13 protein-coding genes and 1 pseudogene are annotated in these 18,247 nt (G+C 72.9%); 9 read left to right on the top strand and 5 right to left on the bottom strand.

Annotated features, from left to right (window positions below; genetic code table 11):
• Positions 1 to 106 precede the first annotated feature (106 nt).
• Positions 107 to 826, top strand: a complete 720-nt coding sequence (locus tag KSE_RS28660) for an SDR family oxidoreductase (protein WP_014138861.1) — start codon at positions 107 to 109, stop codon at positions 824 to 826.
• An 18-nt stretch (positions 827 to 844) separates the two neighbouring features.
• Here the strand turns inward: KSE_RS28660 and KSE_RS28655 are convergent, their stop codons facing one another.
• Positions 845 to 1,531: a YbhB/YbcL family Raf kinase inhibitor-like protein gene (locus tag KSE_RS28655; protein WP_106437743.1), complete on the bottom strand. Its 687-nt coding sequence runs from the start codon at positions 1,529 to 1,531 to the stop codon at positions 845 to 847.
• Positions 1,532 to 1,685: 154 nt separating this feature from the next.
• On the opposite strand from KSE_RS28655, the gene KSE_RS28650 reads away from it, so the two are divergent.
• Positions 1,686 to 2,657, top strand: a complete 972-nt coding sequence (locus tag KSE_RS28650) for a helix-turn-helix transcriptional regulator (RefSeq protein WP_014138859.1) — start codon at positions 1,686 to 1,688, stop codon at positions 2,655 to 2,657.
• A gap of 247 nt (positions 2,658 to 2,904) precedes the next feature.
• The gene (locus tag KSE_RS28645; protein WP_014138858.1) at positions 2,905 to 4,980 is read left to right on the top strand and encodes a phosphocholine-specific phospholipase C; all 2,076 of its coding nucleotides are present in this window, start codon (positions 2,905 to 2,907) and stop codon (positions 4,978 to 4,980) included.
• Between the two features lie 63 nt (positions 4,981 to 5,043).
• Here the strand turns inward: KSE_RS28645 and KSE_RS28640 are convergent, their stop codons facing one another.
• Positions 5,044 to 5,538, bottom strand: a complete 495-nt coding sequence (locus tag KSE_RS28640) for a very short patch repair endonuclease (RefSeq protein WP_014138857.1) — start codon at positions 5,536 to 5,538, stop codon at positions 5,044 to 5,046.
• A 147-nt stretch (positions 5,539 to 5,685) separates the two neighbouring features.
• Here KSE_RS28640 and KSE_RS28635 point away from each other — a divergent pair, with 147 nt between their 5' ends.
• Positions 5,686 to 6,711: a NaeI family type II restriction endonuclease gene (locus tag KSE_RS28635; protein WP_014138856.1), complete on the top strand. Its 1,026-nt coding sequence runs from the start codon at positions 5,686 to 5,688 to the stop codon at positions 6,709 to 6,711.
• Positions 6,712 to 6,861: 150 nt separating this feature from the next.
• Entirely contained in the window at positions 6,862 to 8,154 is a 1,293-nt protein-coding gene (locus KSE_RS28630) for a DNA cytosine methyltransferase (protein ID WP_014138855.1), read from the top strand.
• A 70-nt stretch (positions 8,155 to 8,224) separates the two neighbouring features.
• On the opposite strand, the gene KSE_RS28625 is transcribed toward KSE_RS28630, so the two are convergent.
• Positions 8,225 to 9,010 (bottom strand): hypothetical protein, encoded by a 786-nt coding sequence (locus KSE_RS28625; protein ID WP_014138854.1) that lies wholly within the window; start codon positions 9,008 to 9,010, stop codon positions 8,225 to 8,227.
• A 240-nt stretch (positions 9,011 to 9,250) separates the two neighbouring features.
• Here KSE_RS28625 and KSE_RS28620 point away from each other — a divergent pair, with 240 nt between their 5' ends.
• The 3 genes from KSE_RS28620 to KSE_RS28610 all read left to right on the top strand — a co-directional run bounded on the left by KSE_RS28620 (position 9,251) and on the right by KSE_RS28610 (position 13,271).
• Complete coding sequence (locus KSE_RS28620) at positions 9,251 to 9,922, top strand: hypothetical protein (protein ID WP_014138853.1); 672 nt, start codon at positions 9,251 to 9,253, stop codon at positions 9,920 to 9,922.
• Positions 9,923 to 10,008: 86 nt separating this feature from the next.
• Positions 10,009 to 11,433, top strand: coding sequence for a ParB N-terminal domain-containing protein (locus KSE_RS28615; RefSeq protein WP_014138852.1), 1,425 nt, complete (start codon positions 10,009 to 10,011; stop codon positions 11,431 to 11,433).
• The gene (locus tag KSE_RS28610) at positions 11,430 to 13,271 is read left to right on the top strand and encodes a DEAD/DEAH box helicase (protein ID WP_014138851.1); all 1,842 of its coding nucleotides are present in this window, start codon (positions 11,430 to 11,432) and stop codon (positions 13,269 to 13,271) included. Before KSE_RS28615 ends, KSE_RS28610 begins: the two co-directional genes overlap by 4 nt.
• Before the next feature lie 74 nt (positions 13,272 to 13,345).
• Here KSE_RS28610 and KSE_RS41500 read toward each other — a convergent pair.
• Positions 13,346 to 14,530 (bottom strand): annotated as a pseudogene (locus tag KSE_RS41500) (MFS transporter).
• Between the two features lie 412 nt (positions 14,531 to 14,942).
• Here KSE_RS41500 and KSE_RS28600 point away from each other — a divergent pair.
• Positions 14,943 to 15,986 carry a helix-turn-helix domain-containing protein gene (locus KSE_RS28600; protein ID WP_014138848.1) on the top strand — a complete coding sequence of 348 codons (1,044 nt, stop codon included), beginning with the start codon at positions 14,943 to 14,945 and terminating at the stop codon, positions 15,984 to 15,986.
• Between the two features lie 109 nt (positions 15,987 to 16,095).
• Here the strand turns inward: KSE_RS28600 and fusA are convergent, their stop codons facing one another.
• On the bottom strand, positions 16,096 to 18,186 hold the full coding sequence (gene fusA, locus KSE_RS28595) for an elongation factor G (protein ID WP_014138847.1): 2,091 nt from the start codon (positions 18,184 to 18,186) through the stop codon (positions 16,096 to 16,098).
• Positions 18,187 to 18,247 lie beyond the last annotated feature (61 nt).

The raw sequence follows: 18,247 nt of genomic DNA, 5'->3' as shown, positions 1-18,247 counted from the left end.
GCGGCCACGCTACCTTAATTCGAGACGAGACGTCACGGTTCGAAATAGCGAACCGCCGGCTCGCCGACCGGTGGAGTACGGACAGAACACAGGGGAGAGAACCCACATGACCGAGCGCATCGCACTGGTGGTCGGCGGCACTTCGGGCATCGGACTGGAGACCGCCCGCCAACTGCGCGCCCGCGGAGCCGTGGTGCACGTGGCGGGCCGCGGCGAGGAACGGCTGGCGGCACTGGCGGCGAGCGACCCGGAACTGATCGGGCACCGGGTGGACGGCGGCGACCGCACCCGGATCGCCGAACTCCTCGCCACCATCGGCACCTTGGACTGGCTGGTGGTCTCGCTGAGCGGCGGCGAGGGCGCCGGGCCGTTCGCCGAACTCGACCTCGACGCCCTCCGCAGCGCCTTCGAGGCCAAGTTCTGGGGGCAGTTGACGACGGTGCAGACCGCACTGCCGCACCTGGCCGAGGACGGGTCGATCACCCTGGTCACCGCCGTCTCCGCACGCGCCGGCCTGCCGGGCACCGCCGGCCTGGCCGCCGTGAACGGGGCCCTGGAGGCGATGATCCGGCCGCTCGCCGCCGAGCTGGCCCCGCGCCGGATCAACGCGGTCTCCCCCGGCCTGGTCGACACCCCGTGGTGGGACGGCCTCCCGAAGGAAGCCCGCGACGCCTACTTCACCCACGCCGCCGAACGACTGCCCACCCGCCGGATCGCCTCCCCGGCGGACGTCGCCGAGGCCGTCGTCCTGGCCGCGACCAACCGCAACCTCACCGGCACCGTCCTGGAGACCGACGGCGGCCTGCGCCTCACCACCCTCGACTAGCCTCGCTCCCGGGGCGGTTCACCGGGCGGCGACCGCCGTGGTCTGCGCGTAGCCGATCACGTGCCCGCCCATCGCGAACGCGGTGACGGCCGGGGGCGTCGCGGCGGGAAGCCCCAGGCTCGGGGTGTCCAGCGCGTAGACGGTGATCCGGTAGCGGTGGGCACGGTCGCCGACCGGCGGACACGGGCCCAAGTAGCCCTGCGCACCAGCGGCGTTGGCGCCGTCCACCGCACCGGACGGCAGCGTCGTCCCCAGCGCGGTGGCGCCGGCGGGCACGTCCCAGACCAGCCAGTGCCAGAAACCGGAACCGGTCGGCGCGTCCGGGTCGAACATGGTGACGGCGAAACTCTTCGTCCCGGCCGGAGCGCCGCGCCACTCCAGCCGCAGCGGCCGGTTGCCGCCCTCGCAGCCGAAGGAGTTCGCCCAATGCTCCTGCGCGAAACGGCCGTTGGACAGGTCGAGGCTGCCCACCGCGAACCGCTGCACGCCGACCGGGATCCCGGAGCGAACCGAGATCCGTCCGAAGTCCGTTGCCCCGGAGCCCACTTGGGCAGACGACTCGGCCGCCCCCAGCAGGGTCAGCGCGGTCGCGGCGGACAGCAGGACGGCGGCGGCCCGGACCCGGCGCGACCGCCGGCCGGCGGTGGCGGTGGCGGTACCAGTCGCGGCAGCGGCGGCACGAGGTGAACGAGGTGAACGAGACATGGCGCGGGGCTCCCCGTCGATCGTCGGATCCGGCTTCGGATGCCCCCACCCTCGCCCGCCGCCCGCCCGCCGGGGAGGCCCGCCGGATGGTGGCATCCGGCGTACCAGGCTCCGGGCTGGACGGTCCGCCGCGGCCGCGCCGATGATCGTAGGCATGACCGAGTGCCCACCAACCACACCGCACGCACCAGCCCTGCCGGCCCCACCGGATCCACCGGATCCACCGGCCCCACCGCCTGAGCGGGCCCGCACCCGGGCCCAGCCGCCCAGGCAGGCCGAGCTGGCCGCCTTCCTCCGGGCCAAGCGCGCCCGTCTGCGGCCCGAGGAGGTCGGCCTGCCGGACGGCCCGCGCCGCCGCACTCCGGGGCTGCGCCGCCAAGAGGTCGCCCAACTCGCCGCCGTCAGCGTCGAGTGGTACGTCCGGCTGGAGCAGGGACGAGTCGGCACCCCGGGCGGCGCCGTGCTGGACGCCCTCGCCGAGGCGCTGCGCCTCACCCCGGACGAGCACCGCCACCTGCACCGGATCGCCCGCGGCGAGACGCCCGTCCGACCGCCGACTGCCGCCCCGCTCCCACGGGTTCGCGACTCGCTGCGCCAACTCCTAGACGGCATACCGCTGTTCCCGGCCTACCTGACCGACCACCGGCTCGACGTGCTGGCCCACAACGCGGCCGCCCGGGCCCTGTTCGGCCCGGAGTTCGGCACCGGCGCGACCGACAACACCGCCCGGATGCTCTTCCTCGACCCCGCCACCCGCACCACCCAGCTCGACTGGTCCCGGGTCGCCCGCGAGACCGTCGGCCACCTGCGCACCGCGGCCGCCCGCCACCCGGCGGACCCCCGGCTGGGCGCCCTGCTCGCGGAACTCCGGCTCCGCAGCAGCGACTTCGCCCTCTGGTGGGACGACCACACCGTCCTCGAACGCTCCTCCGGGACCAAGCGCGTCGCCCACCCCGAGGCCGGACCGCTCCGCCTCCACTACGACATCCTCACCACCGGCGACCACCACCTCTTCACCCTCACCCCCGCCGACCCCGCCACCGACCGCGCCCTGCGCCGCCTGGTCACCGCGCACACCACCGACACCGCTCCCGGCGCCACCGTCCGCCCGATCACCGCGGCCTGAGCACCTTCCACACAGCGCGCGCGGTCGAAACCGAAATCGCGGCCGCGCCCGACGCCCCTCCCCCGCAGCCGAATTGGCCTTGTCTGCACAACTTGGCGGCGAACCGGGCGCACTTGTCCGGACAACTCGATGCGTTCGTCCGGCGTACGCCGGTCGGTCACGGGCGGGACGACGGGCGGTACCCCGGGCACGCTGTCCTGGGAGGCACCCTCCGTCCACTCCTCATCACCCAGAGGTCGTGTCTCCCGTGACTGCTGAACCGAACGAACCGAGTCGGCGCCGTTTCCTCCAACTGGCGGGCGCGAGCCTGGCGTTCTCCGCGTTGGCGCCCAGCATCGCGCGGGCCGCCTCGATCGCCCCGCAGGGCGGGACGGGCACCATCCAGGACGTGCAGCACATCGTGGTGCTGATGCAGGAGAACCGGTCGTTCGACCACTACTTCGGCGCGCTGAAGGGCGTGCGCGGCTTCGGCGACCCGCGGCCGGTGACGCTGCCGAGCGGGAAGCCGGTCTGGTACCAGGCGAACAGCGCGAAGAAGGAGATCCTGCCGTTCCGGCCGCAGGTGAACGACCTCGGGATGCAGTTCGTCCAGGACCTCAACCACGACTGGGCGGGCGGCCACAAGGCGTTCAACGGCGGCAAGTACGACCAGTGGGTGCCCGCGAAGACGGCCACCACGATGGCGTACCTGACCCGGCAGGACATCCCGTTCCACTACGCGCTGGCCGACGCGTTCACGCTGTGCGACGCCTACCACTGCTCGTTCATCGGCTCCACCGACCCGAACCGCTACTACATGTGGACGGGCCACACCGGCAACGACGGGACCGGCGGCGGGCCGGTGCTGGGCAACCAGGAGGCGGGCTACTCCTGGACGACCTACCCGGAGCGGCTGGAGGCGGCCGGCGTCTCCTGGCGGATCTACCAGGACATCGGCGACGGGCTGAACGCGGCCGGCTCCTGGGGCTGGATCAGCGACGCGCACCGCGGCAACTACGGCGACAACTCGCTGCTGTACTTCAACAACTACCGCAACGCGCAGCCCGGTTCGGCCCTCTACGAGAAGGCCCGCACCGGCACGAACGCCAAGGCCGGCGACGGCCTGTTCGACCAGCTGCGCCGCGACGTCGCGGCCGGCACGCTGCCGCAGGTGTCCTGGATCGTTGCCCCCGAGGCGTACACCGAGCACCCCAACTGGCCCGCGAACTACGGCGCCTGGTACGTCGCGCAGGTGCTGGACGCGCTGACCTCGAACCCGGACGTGTGGGCCCGCACCGCGCTGTTCATCACCTACGACGAGAACGACGGCTTCTTCGACCACGTGGTGCCGCCGTTCCCGCCCGCCTCGGCGGCCCAGGGCCTGTCCACGGTCGCCACCGGCGCCGACTCCTTCGCGGGGAACGCGAGTTACACGGCCGGGCCGTACGGCCTCGGGCAGCGGGTGCCGATGCTGGTGGTCTCGCCGTGGAGCACCGGCGGCTACACCTGCTCGGAGACCTTCGACCACACCTCGATCATCCGCTTCATCGAGCAGCGCTTCGGCGTCGCCGAACCGCACATCTCCCCCTGGCGGCGCGCCATCTGCGGCGACCTCACCTCCGCCTTCGACTTCACCAGCAGCAACACCGCCCCGGCCGCACTGCCCTCCACCGCCGGCTACCTGCCCGCCGACCACAACCGGCACCCCGACTACGTGCCGGCCCCGCCCGCGACCGGCACCATGCCGCGGCAGGAGGCCGGCGCCAAGCCCACCCGTCCGCTCAAGTACGCGCCGTACGTGGACGGTTCGGCCGACATCTCGACCGGCAAGTACGCCCTCGCGTTCAGCGGCGGACCGGCCGCGGGCGCCCAGTTCCTGGTCACCTCGGCGAACCGCACCGACGGCCCGTGGACGTACACCGCCGAGGCCGGCAAGTCGCTCTCCGACGCCTGGAACACCAGCTACTCCAAGGGCGTCACCGACCTCACCGTGTTCGGCCCGAACGGCTTCCTGCGCCGCTTCCGCAACCCCGGCAAGACCGCCGGGCCGGAGGTCACCGCCCGCCACGACGCCGCCACCGGCAACCTCGCCCTGACCTTCACCAACCCGGCCGGCGCCGACGCCGTCCTCACCGTCGCCAACGCCTACGCCGGCACCCCGCAGACCGTCACCGTTCGGCGCGGCGCCACCACCACCACCCTCACCGTCGACCTCTCCACCTGCCGCCACTGGTACGACCTCACCGTCACCTCCGACCAGACCACCGACTTCGTCCGCCGCCTCGCCGGCCACGTCGAGACCGGCACCCCGTCCCTCTCCGACCCGGGCCTGCTCACCTACTGACCGCCCCGCACCACCCGCACCACCCGGCCCGGACGGCCCGCGCCGTCCGGGTCGGCCTGGCCGTCATCCGGCCGGAGCGCTGCCCTTTCGCGACTTCTCCGCCCGCCTGGCGGTGACCGCCTCGACCACTGTCCGCGCGCACTCCTCGGCTGGCTGGTGCTCCCAGAACCTCAGCACCAGCCAGCCGTGCTCGGCCAACCGGGCGTCGGTGTCCCTGTCCCGGCGGACGTTTCCACCGATCTTCTCTTCCCAGTAGCCGGGGTTGGTCTTCGGCGGGACGAAGTGCTCCGGGCACCCGTGCCAGAAACAGCCGTCCACGAAAACCGCCACCCTGACCGGCCTGAAGGTCAGGTCCGCGGTCCGCCGCATTTTGGGCAGCGGCTTCGCGGCCACCCGGTAGCGCAGTCCGGCGGCGTGGACCAGCGAGCGGATGGCCAGTTCCGGCGAGGTGTCCCGGCTGCGGTTGCCCAGCATGCTGCGGCGGTTCGCCGCCGACGACGCCCAGGAGCCCTCAGGGGCCTTCCACGCCTCCCCGCCGGGCGGATCGGATGCTTTCACGGTGTCGGCCGCCCTGTCCCGAAGCGCTCGCACGCCCTCCGCGCAGCACTCCCGCGCTGCCCGCTTCCACGGCCGAGCTTAGCGGCACGGCCGCTGTCAGCGGCCTCCCGTACCCTTGGCAGCCCAGTGGGGAGAAGAGGCGAGGGCATGCACGGAGAGAGCGGTACCGCGGCGCTGCCAGGCTTGGAGGCGCTCCTGCGGAGCGGCGAGGACAGCGAGCTTGAGAAGGTCGCCCGGCACCTCCTCCGCAGCGACCCGAAGGGCGAGGTGTTCGCCGGTGTCCTGAGGTCGACCATCGACCAGTTGCTGGACGGTGAGCGGACCGGGCGGTTCGACTGGAAGACGCTGCACAAGACGGAGAAGACCCACGCAGGGACGCTCGTCGAGATCAACCTCCAGCGCGCTTTCAAGTTCGCCTCCCACGCCGACGACTCCGACATCCACATGGACTACCTCATCGAAGGCGTCGAGGTGGACTGCAAGTTCTCGCAGCGCCCCTACGGCTGGATGATCCCGCCTGAGGCCCTCGGCGAGGTGTGCCTGGTGGTGTGGGCCGACGACCACCGGAGCGAATGGAGCGCCGGGCTGTTCAGGGCCCACCCGGACAGCCTCACCGAGACGAAGGGGAAGACCAGGAAGGGCAACCGGGACGGGAAGTTCTCCCTGACCAAGGAGCACCGCCACCTGGTCAGGTGGCTGTGGGAATCCGCACCCCTGCGGAAGAACCTCCTGCTCCACCTCGACGTACGGACCAGGCAGAGGATCATGGACGCCGGGCCGTCAGGACAGGCCAAGGTGAACGAACTGTTCCGCCTGGTCCACGACACCAAGGTCGACCGCGAGGTGATCCGCACCCTCGCCCGGCAGTACGACTACATGGCCCGAATACGGGAGGGGCGCAACCGTGCCCGAACGGTGCTCAGGGACGAAGGGATCATCATCCTGGGCAAGGACGCCAAGCACCGCGCCATCGCACTCGACCTCGGCGGTGCCGTCCCGGAACGCGGCGAGTTCGTCGCGCACCGAGTCCGGCGGGCGGAACCGGGCGACGCGGGCCGGCCCGCTGCGGTGATCGAGGGCGCCGCGTGGGTCATCGCCCTGCCCGGTGAGCAGGCCGCACCGGCCGCCCCGCAGCTCCCCACCACACGGAACGAGAAGGCAGCGGCTGACTGACACCAGCTGCGGAGACCACACTGCCGCCGCACCGTATGAGACAGTCGGACACTGTCCCCAGCCCGCTCCCCTGGTCGTGGGAGAGCTCGTGGAGCATCATCTGCGAGACTTGGGGCCGCTGAGCAAGGTTGGAAAGAGGACGGAAACCGGATGGGCCGCGAGTACCCTGAGCTGACTTCGATCGAGATCTGCGCTGGTGCGGGCGGCCAAGCGGTCGGACTGCACAAGGCGGGGTTCAGCCACCTCGCCCTGGTGGAGATCGACCAGCACGCAGTCAAGACTCTCAGGAAGAACGTAGAGCGCCCGCCCCGGGGGGGCGAGGACCCGTGGGGCTGGGAGCGCGACAACTGCCTGATCCTCGAGAGGGACGTGAAGGAGTTCAAGCCCTCGGAGAAGCTGCCCGACCTCAAGCCGGGCCAGCTCACCCTGCTGGCCGGCGGCGTCCCGTGCCCTCCCTTCTCCATTGCGGGGAAGCAGCTGGGGCAGGACGACGAGCGCGACCTCTTCCCGCGGATGCTGGCGCTGGTCGACGAGCTCCAGCCCAAGGCCGTGATGATCGAGAACGTGCGCGGGCTGCTCGAGCCGTCCCACAAGTTCCGCCCCTACCGGAAGCGGATCCTCAGGACGCTGCGCAGGTCCGGCTACGTAGTGTGCGGCTGGGAGGTCCTCGAGGCCGCCAGCTTCGGTGTCCCCCAGCTGCGGCCGCGGGCGATCCTCGTCGCCATCCGCAAGGACCTGTACCGTGGCTTCACCTGGCCCAAGCGCACCGAGGCTGAGGGCCGGACCGTCTTCGACGCCCTCGACAAGAGCATGCGCAAGCGTTTCGGCATGAACCCCGGCAAGGCCCCGGGCCTGGACTCAGAGGAGCTCCGCGAAGCCGCCAAGGCGAGGTACCGGGTGTGGCGGGACACGGCCCGGCCGGCCGTCCCGGGCGTCGCACCGACGCTGGTGGGCGGTTCGAAGAAGCACGGTGGCGCCGACCTCGGTCCGACCAGGGCCAAGGCTGCTTGGAAGGCCCTCGGTGTCGACGCCATGGGGGTGGCGAACGACGAGGACCAGCCCAACCTCGAGCGCGACCTCTTCGGCCCCAACGGACCGATGATCACCGTCCGCCAGGCCGCCCTGATCCAGGGCTTCCCCGAGGACTGGGAATTCGAGGGCGGCAAGACCGCCAGGTACCGGCAGATCGGCAACGCCTTCCCCCCGCCGGTGGCCCAGGCCGTCGGAGAGGCGATCGTCGCCGCACTGCGGCTGCCCGGGGAGCTTCCCCTGGCCGAGGACCCGCTCCTCGACGACGACCGCTACCCGGAGGACGGCGAGGTGTCCGAGCTGCCGCTGTTCGCGGACAGTGTCGAGGCCGTGGCCGTGGCCGTGCCCGTCCAGGACGCGGGGGCGCTGCCGCCGGCCGAGCGGGTGGAGGCTGCGGCGGTGCCGGTCGCCTGACCCGCCGCCGAACGGGCTGTCCGCGGCAGAGCGACCTCTCTGCCGCGGACAGCCCGTTTCCGTCCTCCGCTCAGGTCCCGGCGCCGGCGAGGGCAAGGCCCAGGAGGGCGTCCGACTCCGTGCGGCGCTCGGCCCTGTTCAGCTCCTGCAGGACCTTGAGCACCTCCCTGCTGTCGCGGGCGCTCGCCTGCTGCAGCAGCATCTCCGCGGCTTCCTCCAGCCCGGCCGAGGCACAGGCAGCGATCGCCTCAGCGGTCTCCTCCGGCGGCACGTGCCGGCCGACCGAACGCAGCAGGCTGGTGGCGTTCTCCAGATTGCCGGCATCGAGATAGCCCTTCAGAAGCGGCATGTGCGGCCAGAAGACGTCTGCTCGTGCCTGCCGGTCCCCCCGCGGGCGGGGGACCGGCAACACGACCCGCGGTTCCTGCCGCCCGCTGACAGCCCCGTCAACCGCGCTGTCAGCCGGCCCTCCGCTCTGCCTCCGCCCGGAGCTCCGCTCGGACGGGCCGCTGTCCCGCTTCGCGCCGCACTCTCCGCACACCTCCGACTCGGCGGGCTCGCCGAGCGCGGTGCAGCATGCACTGAACTCCTCCCAGGCCATGGCCCGGGCACCCCGCTCGGCCGCCTCGGCGCTCGCGGCGGTATGGAACGGCCTCAGGTTCTCGGGATCTATCCGCCTCTTCCGCTTGCCGCTGGCCAGGTCGCCGATCAGCGACTTGCTCACGTACGACCGCTTAGCCAACTGGCCGTACGACAGCTCGGAGGCGCTGGCCAGGCCCCGCACTGCCTCAGCGAGCGCACGCTGCTGCGGTGTGAGGTCGTCGGACAGCTCGAGGTACTCGTGGCGCTGCGGCAAATTCGGCTCCCTCTGGGCATCCCATGCATACAGAACATTTGATTATCCCGTGCTCTGGAGGTGCTTGGCGGTGCCGGCTGTCCCGAGTTTCGGCCCTCCAGTCAGGACACGAAGAGTCTTCCGTTTCCCTCCGCTGTGGGGTTGAGTCGAGTCCTGCCGCCGCGGCGGGCCCGGCCGGTCACCGGCCGCTCGGCCAGCACTGCGGCGCATCACCTCTCAGCCAGGAACGGAAGGTTTTACGTGGACATCCCGTCGTGGAAGGACCCGAAGCTCGGCACCATGAAGCGCGCGGCGCTCTGGCTGGTGCAGGAGGTGGGTACGGGGGGGCTCTTCACCAAGGAACAGCTGCGTGAGGCGTTCCAGGGAACGTCCCAGATCGACCGGCGGATGCGCGACCTGCGCAAGTTCGGCTGGCAGATCGACACCAATCGCGAGGACCCGACCCTCGAAGCGCACGAGCACCGCTTCACCAGCGAGGGCGAGCCGGTCTGGCAGGAGGGCAAGGGGTCCCAGCCCGGGAACAGCGTGAGCACCGTACAGCGGCGCGAGCTGCTGGCCCGGGACGGCCACAAGTGCCGCTCGTGCGGGATCAGCACCGGCGAGACCTACCCCGGCACGTACCACGCCTCGCAGCTGGACATCGCGCGGCGCCCGGTGCTGCTGCCCTCGGGCGCGGTGGAGGTCCAGCACGTCATCGAATGTTCCCGGTGCCGGGTCGGCGGGCTTAACCTGACTGCTGACCTGGCCGGCGTGCTGGCCCGCATCGAGCGCCTGCCGCTGCTGGAGCGGAAGATGCTGGCTGGCTGGGTCGAGCGGGACGCCCGGGTGTTCAGCGAGGTCGAGGACATCTGGGCCGCGTACCGCTCCCTCCCGGCCGACTCCCGCGACCAGGTGCGCGACGCGCTGTCCTGACCCGCCATTCCCGCACGGGGGCGGCCGGCCCGTGCCGCCCCCGGCCCTGTCTTGTCCCATTCGGTTGTTTGAGGAGATCCCCACAGATGTTCACGGACTTCGGCTTCCCGCCGGACGCGGAGCGGAACCGCACCCTGGTCGAGGAACGGCTGACGGAGCTGAAGGAGGCCGGCGGCGTAGCGGAGACGCTCCGGGTGGAGTGGCGGCAGGGGCACCGGCACGTCGAGGTCATCGACATGCCGGTCGACGCCCTGTACTACAACCCCGGCACGCACCGGATCCGGGCCCAGCGGAGCTTCGACGCGGCTCGCGACCGGCTGCTCGGGCAGGACCCCTGGAGCCCCGGGGGGCAGGACTACCTGCACTACCTGCTGCAGGCGAAGCCCTCCGAGCCGGACAAGCGCGATCCCGACTTCGACGCGCTCCAGGAGAGCCTGCGCGACCACCAGCAGAACGAGGCCGGCCTGATCACCCGCGAGGGAATCCTGGTCAACGGCAACACCCGGCGGGCCGCGCTGAAGGAGCTGGGCGTGGCCAGCATCCGGGTGGGCGTGCTGCCGGCCTCCTGCACCTGGGAGGACATCAACGCCGTCGAGCTGTCGCTCCAGCTCCGCCCGGACCGCCGCCGCGACTACTCGTACATCAACCACCTCATGGCGGTGGAGGAGCAGGTCCAGCTGGGCCGCGGCCTCGACCAGATCGCGAAGATGTTCCACACCACGCAGGCCGCGCTCGAACGCGACCAGTGGATCCTCGCCCAGCTGCGCGACCTGATCACCCGCAGCCGGACCGGCGGGCACGAGCTGCGCCTGATGGACCTGGAGCGCTCCCAGGAGAAGCTCGCCGAGCTGTACCGCGCGTTCGTCAAGGAGCAGGCCCGTAGCAAGGAGCGGGCCGACCTGCTCAAGGAGTCCCGGTTGGCCGCCATCGTGCTCGACTTCGCCAAGACCGACGTCCGGTTCATCGAGCCGGATTTCCAGACCCAGTACCTGGAGCGCCTGCTGCCGGACTCGGTGAAGCGGACCGGCGCCCCGGCACCCGCCGCCGTGGCGATTCCCGGCCTGAACCGGACGGTCCAGGCCGCGGGGGCGAAGGTGGCGGCAGCACGCTCGCTGACCGACACCCTGCTGCAGGCCAGGGCGGTGGAGGTGGCCGGCGACAAGGCCGCGCCAGCCGAGCTCACTTCGGCTTCGGGCACCGTCGCCTCGATCCGCGACGCGTTCAACGAGGCGATCACGGTCGCGGGCCGGGACATCCGGCTGAAGAAGAAGCGTGCGGCGGCCCCGGACCGGGTCGCCGACGCCTGCAAGGACCTTGAGCAGTGCATCACCGACCTGGTGCTGGCCCGGGGCAACGGCAGCCTGGACGAAGGCGCCTTCGACGATGCCCTGGTCCAGCTGCGCGGCGTGATGGGCAAGCTCACGGCTGAGGCCCAGCGCAGCATCGAGCTGCCGGGCGAGGGGCTGTCCTGGGCCATCGCCGCGGTCTCCGGGGAGCAGGACCCAGCATGACCTCGCCCGTCGCGGACTTCTCCCTGAGCCTGGGCTTCGACGTGTCGCGCACCCGCGTGGTGCTGCGCACCCGCCCCGAATTCCAGAGCGACTTCGGGCAGTTGGTGGCCCGCCTCTCGACCGGCGGGCAGCGCGACCCGCTGTCCGCCGAGGTCGACCTGGACGATTTCCTGGTCGGCCTGAGCGAGCTCGGCAGCTGGCAGTACGCCGATGTGCTGTGGGACGACGCACTGGTCTCCCTGGTCAACGGCGTCCTGGACGACGCCGAGGCCGTCCAGCGCGACCTGTCCGAGGATTCGCCCGCGGCCTTCCACGGCGAACTGGACCCGGACGGGGTGGCTGCCCTGCTCGGCAGCGACTGGACCGGGGACCTCACTCCGTTTCAGCTGCGGGACACCGCACGGCTGCTGACGCTCCGCCACGGGGCCAACTTCAGTGTCCCCGGAGCCGGGAAGACCCGGGTCGGCCTGGCGGTGTTCGCCGCCGCCCGCACCCGCGGCGAGGCCCGGCGGATGCTCGTGGTCGCACCGAAGTCGGCCTACGAGTCCTGGCAGTTCGAGGCTGCCGCGTGCTTCCGGGTACCCCTGCGGACCTCGGTCATGGGAAGCACGCCCGACCCCGGGGCCGAGGTGCTCATCGTCAACTACGAACGGCTCGGCCGCCACCTCGGCAGCCTGGCCGCGTGGCTCAGGGCCGCACCCTCGATGATCCTCCTGGACGAGGCCCACCGGATGAAGCTGGGCGCTGCTGGCACCTACGGGTCGGCGTGCCTGGCCCTCGGGCCGCTCGCGGCACGCCGGATGATCCTCACCGGCACCCCGGCCCCGAACGGGGCCCGCGACCTGGAGAACCTGCTGTCCTTCGTGTGGCCCGGCCACGGGAAGCGCGCGGTCACCGACGCGGTGGCGGGCGGGGACCTGGCCTACGCCAGCCGGGTCCTGCGGCCGCTGTTCACCCGGACGACGAAGAAGGAGCTCGGTCTGCCCCCCTTCGAACCGCGCATCCGGTACGTCGACATGCCGCCGCTGCACCGGGAGATCTACGAGGCGCTGAAGGGGAACTTCACAGCCCGCGCGGAGGCCTCCCGGGGCGACTTCGACGCACTGGGGCGGGCCATGCTGCGCCTGCTGATGGCCGCCACCAGCCCCGCGCTGCTCGTCGAGGGCGGCAGCAGGTACGAACCGCTCTCCTACCGGGTACCGCCGCTGCAGCCCGAGCCCGGCGACTCCCTGTACTCGCTGCTGCAGAACCTGCCGAGCTACGAGCTCTCGCCCAAGTACCACGAGACGCTGGAGATCGTGGCCGCGAACGCGGCGCTCGGCCGGAAGACCCTGGTGTGGACGACCTTCGTCCGCAGCCTCACCACGTTGCAGGAGATGCTCGCCCCGTACCGTCCCGCCGTGGTCCACGGCGGGACGGCGGACCGCGCCGAGGAACTGCGCCGGTTCCGCGAGGACCCGGACTGCCTGGTGCTGCTGTCCAACCCGGCGACCCTGGGCGAGGGCATCAGCCTCCACCAGGTCTGCCACGACGCCGTGTACGTGGACCGGGACTTCATGGCAGGCCGCTTCCTGCAGAGCCTGGACCGGATCCACCGCCTCGGCCTCGCACCGGGCACCGAGACCAGGGTGACCATCCTCGCCGCCACCGGCACGATCGATGAGGTCGTCGCACTCCGTCTGCAGCAGAAGCTGGACTTCATGGGACGGATCCTCGACGACCCGGCCGTCCAGCAACTGGCCGACCTGGTCGAGGAGCCGCCGGTGATCGGCGGTATGGACATGGCTGACGTGCGCGAACTCCTCCGGCACCTGGACAGCGGGCAGACCGCCCGCTGACCCTCCGGGAACTGGTTCCCGTCTGGGGATCCGGGCGGGAACCGCGGAGAACCACCGGCCGGTCCGTCCGGGTGTCAGTCGACTTGCCGCTTTCCGGCCAGCCGGAAGCCGAGGCCGCCGGCGGCGACCAGGGCGGCCAGCAGGGACCAGAAGAGCGGGGCGTGCCGCTCGATCAGGGCGCCTACCAGCAGGGGGCCGGCGACCGCGGAGACCGACCAGGCCAGGTTGACCAGGGCGAGGAAGCGGCCCCGGGCGGCGGGCGGGGCCGCGGTGGCGGCGATCGCGGTGCAGGCCGGGCCGGCCAGCAGTTGGCCGGCGGTGAAGAGGAGGACCGCGCCCAGCACGGACCACGGCCGGCCGCCGCCGAGGGCGAGGGCGGCGATCGCCCCGAACATCAGCGCGGCCGCCCAACCCGCCACCCGGGCACGGGAGTAGCCGACCATCCGGGCCGTCGTCGCGGACTGCGCCAGCACGATCACGGCGGCGTTCAGGGTCAGCGCGGTGGAGGGCACCCAGGCCGGCAGCCCGGCCACCTTCACCAGGTACACCGGCAGCACCACGGTGGGCACCAGCCAACCGAAGCCGAGCGCGGCCTGCGCCGCCAGCAACCCCAGGAGGCGCCGCTCGCCGAGCAGCGCCCGCCAACCGGGGTCCACCGGTTCGGCCACCCGGCCGGCCACCGCGCCGACCACCGCGCCGACTGCCGGTTCGGCCGCCAGGCCGGCCGCCGGTTCGGTCGCCGAACTCGCCTAGGCCGCAGGGTGGTTGCGCGCTCCCCGGGCTGCCAGCAGGACGGCGGCCAGCACGCTGGTGGCCGCGTTGACCAGCACCACGGCCACCGCCGCGCCCGGCCAGCCGGTGCCGAGCAGCAGGCCGCCGGCCGCGCCGCCCAGGCCGGCGGCGGCGTTGGTGCCGGCGGTGGTGAAGGCGTACCAGCGGTCGAGTTCGGCGCCCTCGGCCAGGTCGGCGACGAATCCGGGCCAGGCGGCGAAGTACAGCCGCTCCGCGGACAGCACCACCAGCATCGCGGCGACCAGTCCCGGCAGCGAGTCGACCAGCAGGTAGCCGAGGTAACCGGCGGCGGCCAGCAGGTTGTTGGCGATCAGCGCGGTCCGCGGCCCCCAGCGGTCGACCAGCGCCCCGGCCAGTGGGGCGACCGGCAGCGACAGCAGGGTGGCCAGCGCGCTGCCCAGTCCGACCCGGGCCACGGTCAGGTCGGTGGTGAGGACGAAGAACAGGAAGGACAGCGGCACGAACATCCCGACCCCGAACGCGTCGAGCACGGTCGCCGCCACGATCCGCCCGTGCCCGGCCAGGTCCGGCAGCCCGAGCCGGGCCCGCCAGCGCCCGGCGGGCGGGGAGGCGGCCACGGGGGCAGTGGGGCCGGCAGGGGCGGCAGGGGCGGCAGGGGCGGCGAGCGTCTGGGGCATGTCCACCACTCTCGGCGCCCCGTCCGCCGCCCGGCCAGAGCGGAGGGTGTCCGAACCCTGCACCGCCGGTTCCGGCCAGGGCACCGGCCACAGCCCGCACCCTTTGACACCAGGCGCCCCAATGGTCTAGACCTACCCCAAGTCATCGAACAGGCGGACGGAGGAACGGCGTCAATGCGCACGGTGGCCGGCCCCGACGCCCGCCACGGGCGCCCTCGCCACGCCCCGGGCCTCGGCTGAGATGCCCGTCGCCCTCCAGGCGTTCGGCCTGAGCGACCGAGCCGACCGGCTGTACCGCGAACTGCTGCGCGCGCCCGACACGGCGGACGCCGAACTGGCCGCCATTGTCGGCCTGAACTGCGAGCAACTGGCCGCCAGCCGAGCCGAGTTGACCGAACTCGGACTGCTCCGCCCGTCCTGGGACGACCCCGCCCTGCTCCGCCCGGTGGTGCCGGAACTCGGACTGGCCGCGCTGCTGGCCCGCCGCGAGGCCGAACTCCTGGCACACCGGCAGCAGTTCGAGCAGGCCCGCGCCGTGTACGGGCAACTGCGCGCCGAGGCCGAGGCGGACCGCCGGCACACCCGCGGCGAGAGCCTGCTCGACGCGGACGCGATCCGCGACCGGCTGGCCGAACTCGGCGCGGCGGCCACCTCCCAGGTGCTGGCCCTCGTCCCGAACAGCAGTCCGTACGGCGACCCGGGCAGCGACGGCCCGAGCAGCGCCGGCCCGAGCAACCGCGCCCCGGGCAACGGCGCACCGACCGACCCCCTCGGCCTGCCGGTCGAGGAACTGCTGCTGCGCGGCGTCGAGTTGCGGGTGCTGTTCGTCGACGCGGTGCGCAACCGCCCGCAGATGGTGGAGTACGCCCGCCGGGTGGTCGGGCTCGGCGGGCAGGTCCGCACGGTGGGCTCGCTGCCGCTGCGGATGGTCGTACTGGACCGGGAGGACGCCGTCCTGCCGCTCGACCCCGAGCGCGCCGACACCGCCACCGTGCTGCACGGGCGCGGGCCGGTCGCCGCGCTGTGCGCGCTGTTCGACGGGCTGTGGCAGGGCGCCGCGCCGCTGTGCCACCCCCGGGGGCGCGACCGCAACGGCATGACGGCGCAGCACTACGCGCTGCTGCGGATCCTGCAACGCGGCGACACCGACGTGGTCGCGGCCCGCAAGCTCGGCGTCTCGGAGCGCACCGTCCGCCGACTGACCGCCGAGGCGCTGGAGGTGCTGGGCGCCCGCAGCCGCTTCCAGGCCGGGGCCCGCGCCGCCGAACGCGGCTGGCTGCACTAGCCGGCGACCGGAAGACCGCACGAACGCACGAACGCGCGAACGCGCGAACGCGTCGGCGCCCGCGCCGACGGCCCCGCCCCGCCGGAGGGGCGGGACGGGGCCGTGGCCGCTACTGCTGCGCCCGCGGCGCGGGGGCGTACCCGGCGGGCCGGGTGGTGAACGTGCCCCGGCCCTGCGTGCGGCCGCGCAACGTGCCCGCGTAGCCGAAGAGTTCGGCCAGCGGGACGGTCGCAATCAGCACCGCGCTGCCGCCGCGCGGCTCGGAGCCGTGCACCCGGCCGCGCCGGGCGGACAGGTCGCCGAGGACGCCGCCGACGCTGTCCGGCGGGACCGTCGCGGTGAGTTCCACGACGGGTTCCAGCAGCAGCGGGCCGCCGCGCCGCAGCGCCTCGCGCAGGGCGAGCCGTCCGGCGGTGCGGAACGCCAGGTCGGAGGAGTCCTTGACGTGGGTCGCCCCGTCGGTGAGGGTGACCCGGACGCCGGTGACCGGGTGGCCGAGCGGGCCCTCCGCGAGGGCGTCCCGGCAGCCCGCCTCGACGGCCTGCACGAACTCCTGCGGCACCCGGCCGCCGGTGACGGTGGAGCCGAACTCGAAGCCGTCCGTCCCGGGTTCGCCGAGCGGGGCGACGTCGACCACGATGTGCGCGAACTGCCCGGAGCCGCCGTCCTGCTTGACGTGCCGCAGGACGAGGCCGGTCACCGGGGTGCCGACGGTCTCCCGGTAGGCGACCTTCGGACGTCCGACGGTGACCTCCAGGCCGGCCCGGCGCAGCTTCTCCACCGCGACCTCCAGGTGGAGTTCGCCGAGGCCGGCGAGCGTGCGCTGCCCGCTCTCCGGGTCGGTGCCGACCACCAGGGACGGGTCCTCCTCGGTGAGCCGGGCCAGCGCGACGGCCAGCCGGTCGGTGTCGACCGTGCGGCGGGCCTCGATCGCGACGGTCACCACCGGGTCGGCGGCGACGGCCGGTTCGAGCACCAGCGGGGCGTGCGGGGCGCACAGCGTGCTGCCGACCCTGGCGTGCTTGGCGCCGACCACGGCGACGATGTCGCCGGCCACCGCGGTGTCGGTCTCGCTGTGCCGGTCGGCCTGCACCCGGAGGATGCGGCCGATCCGCTCGGTGCGGCCGGTGCGGGCGTCGAGCACGGTGTCCCCCTTCCGTAGCGTGCCGGAGTAGATGCGCAGGCTGCTGAGTCGCCCGGTGGTGCTCGCGGTGACCTTGAACACCAGGGCAGAGAAAGGCTGTTGTGCGTCGGCGGCGCGTTCCTGCGGCGCGCCGGCGAACTCCCCGCGGACCGGCGGGACGTCCAGCGGCGACGGCAGGTACGCGGTGACCGCGTCGAGCAGCGGTTCGACGCCGCGGTTGCGGTACGCGGAACCGCACAGCACCACCACCGCCTGTCCGCTGCCGGTGAGTTGGCGCAGCGCGCCGGTGAGCGCGCCGGCCGTGAGGGTGCCGGTGGCGCAGTACTCCTCCAGCGCGGCGGGGTGCAGTTCGGCCACCGCCTCGGCCAGGGCCTGTCGTCGCCGGGTCGCCTCGGCCGCCAACTCCTCGGGTACGTCGCCGACTTGGTAGCCGTCGCCGAGCTCGGTGCCGTCCGGCCAGGTCAGCGCGCGCAGGGTGAGCAGGTCGACCACGCCGACGAAGCCGCCCTCCCGGCCGATCGGCACCTGCACGGCCAGCGGGGCGGGGTGGAGCTTGTCCCGGATGGAGGCGACGGCGGCGTCCAGGTCGGCGCCGGGACGGTCCATCTTGTTGACGAACGCGATCCGCGGCACGCCGTGCCGGTCCGCCTGCCGCCACACCGACTCGCTCTGCGGCTCGACGCCCGCGACCGCGTCGAACACGGCCACCGCGCCGTCCAGCACGCGCAGCGAGCGCTCCACCTCGTCCGCGAAGTCGACGTGGCCGGGCGTGTCGATCAGGTTGAGCAGGTGGCCGTCCCAGCGGCAGCTGACGGCCGCGGCGAAGATGGTGATGCCGCGGTCGCGCTCCTGCGGGTCGAAGTCGGTGACGGTGGTGCCGTCGTGGACCTCGCCGCGCTTGTGGGTCTCCCCGGTCAGGAACAGCACCCGCTCGGTGACGGTGGTCTTGCCCGCGTCCACGTGGGCGAGGATGCCGAGGTTGCGGACCGCGCCGACGGCGGGGTCGGTGACGGCGGCGACAGCGGCGGTGGTCGTGGTGACGAGGTCGGTACGCATGGCCTGTGGCCCTTCGGAGTTCGCTCCTGGAATCGGCAGCGCGATTCACGGCACCACGAGG

Origin of the sequence: Kitasatospora setae KM-6054, from assembly GCF_000269985.1 — a bacterium.
Lineage (GTDB): Bacteria > Actinomycetota > Actinomycetes > Streptomycetales > Streptomycetaceae > Kitasatospora > Kitasatospora setae.
The sequence above is the reverse complement of the archived record's forward strand: the minus strand, read 5'-3'. Positions and strand labels throughout refer to the sequence as shown.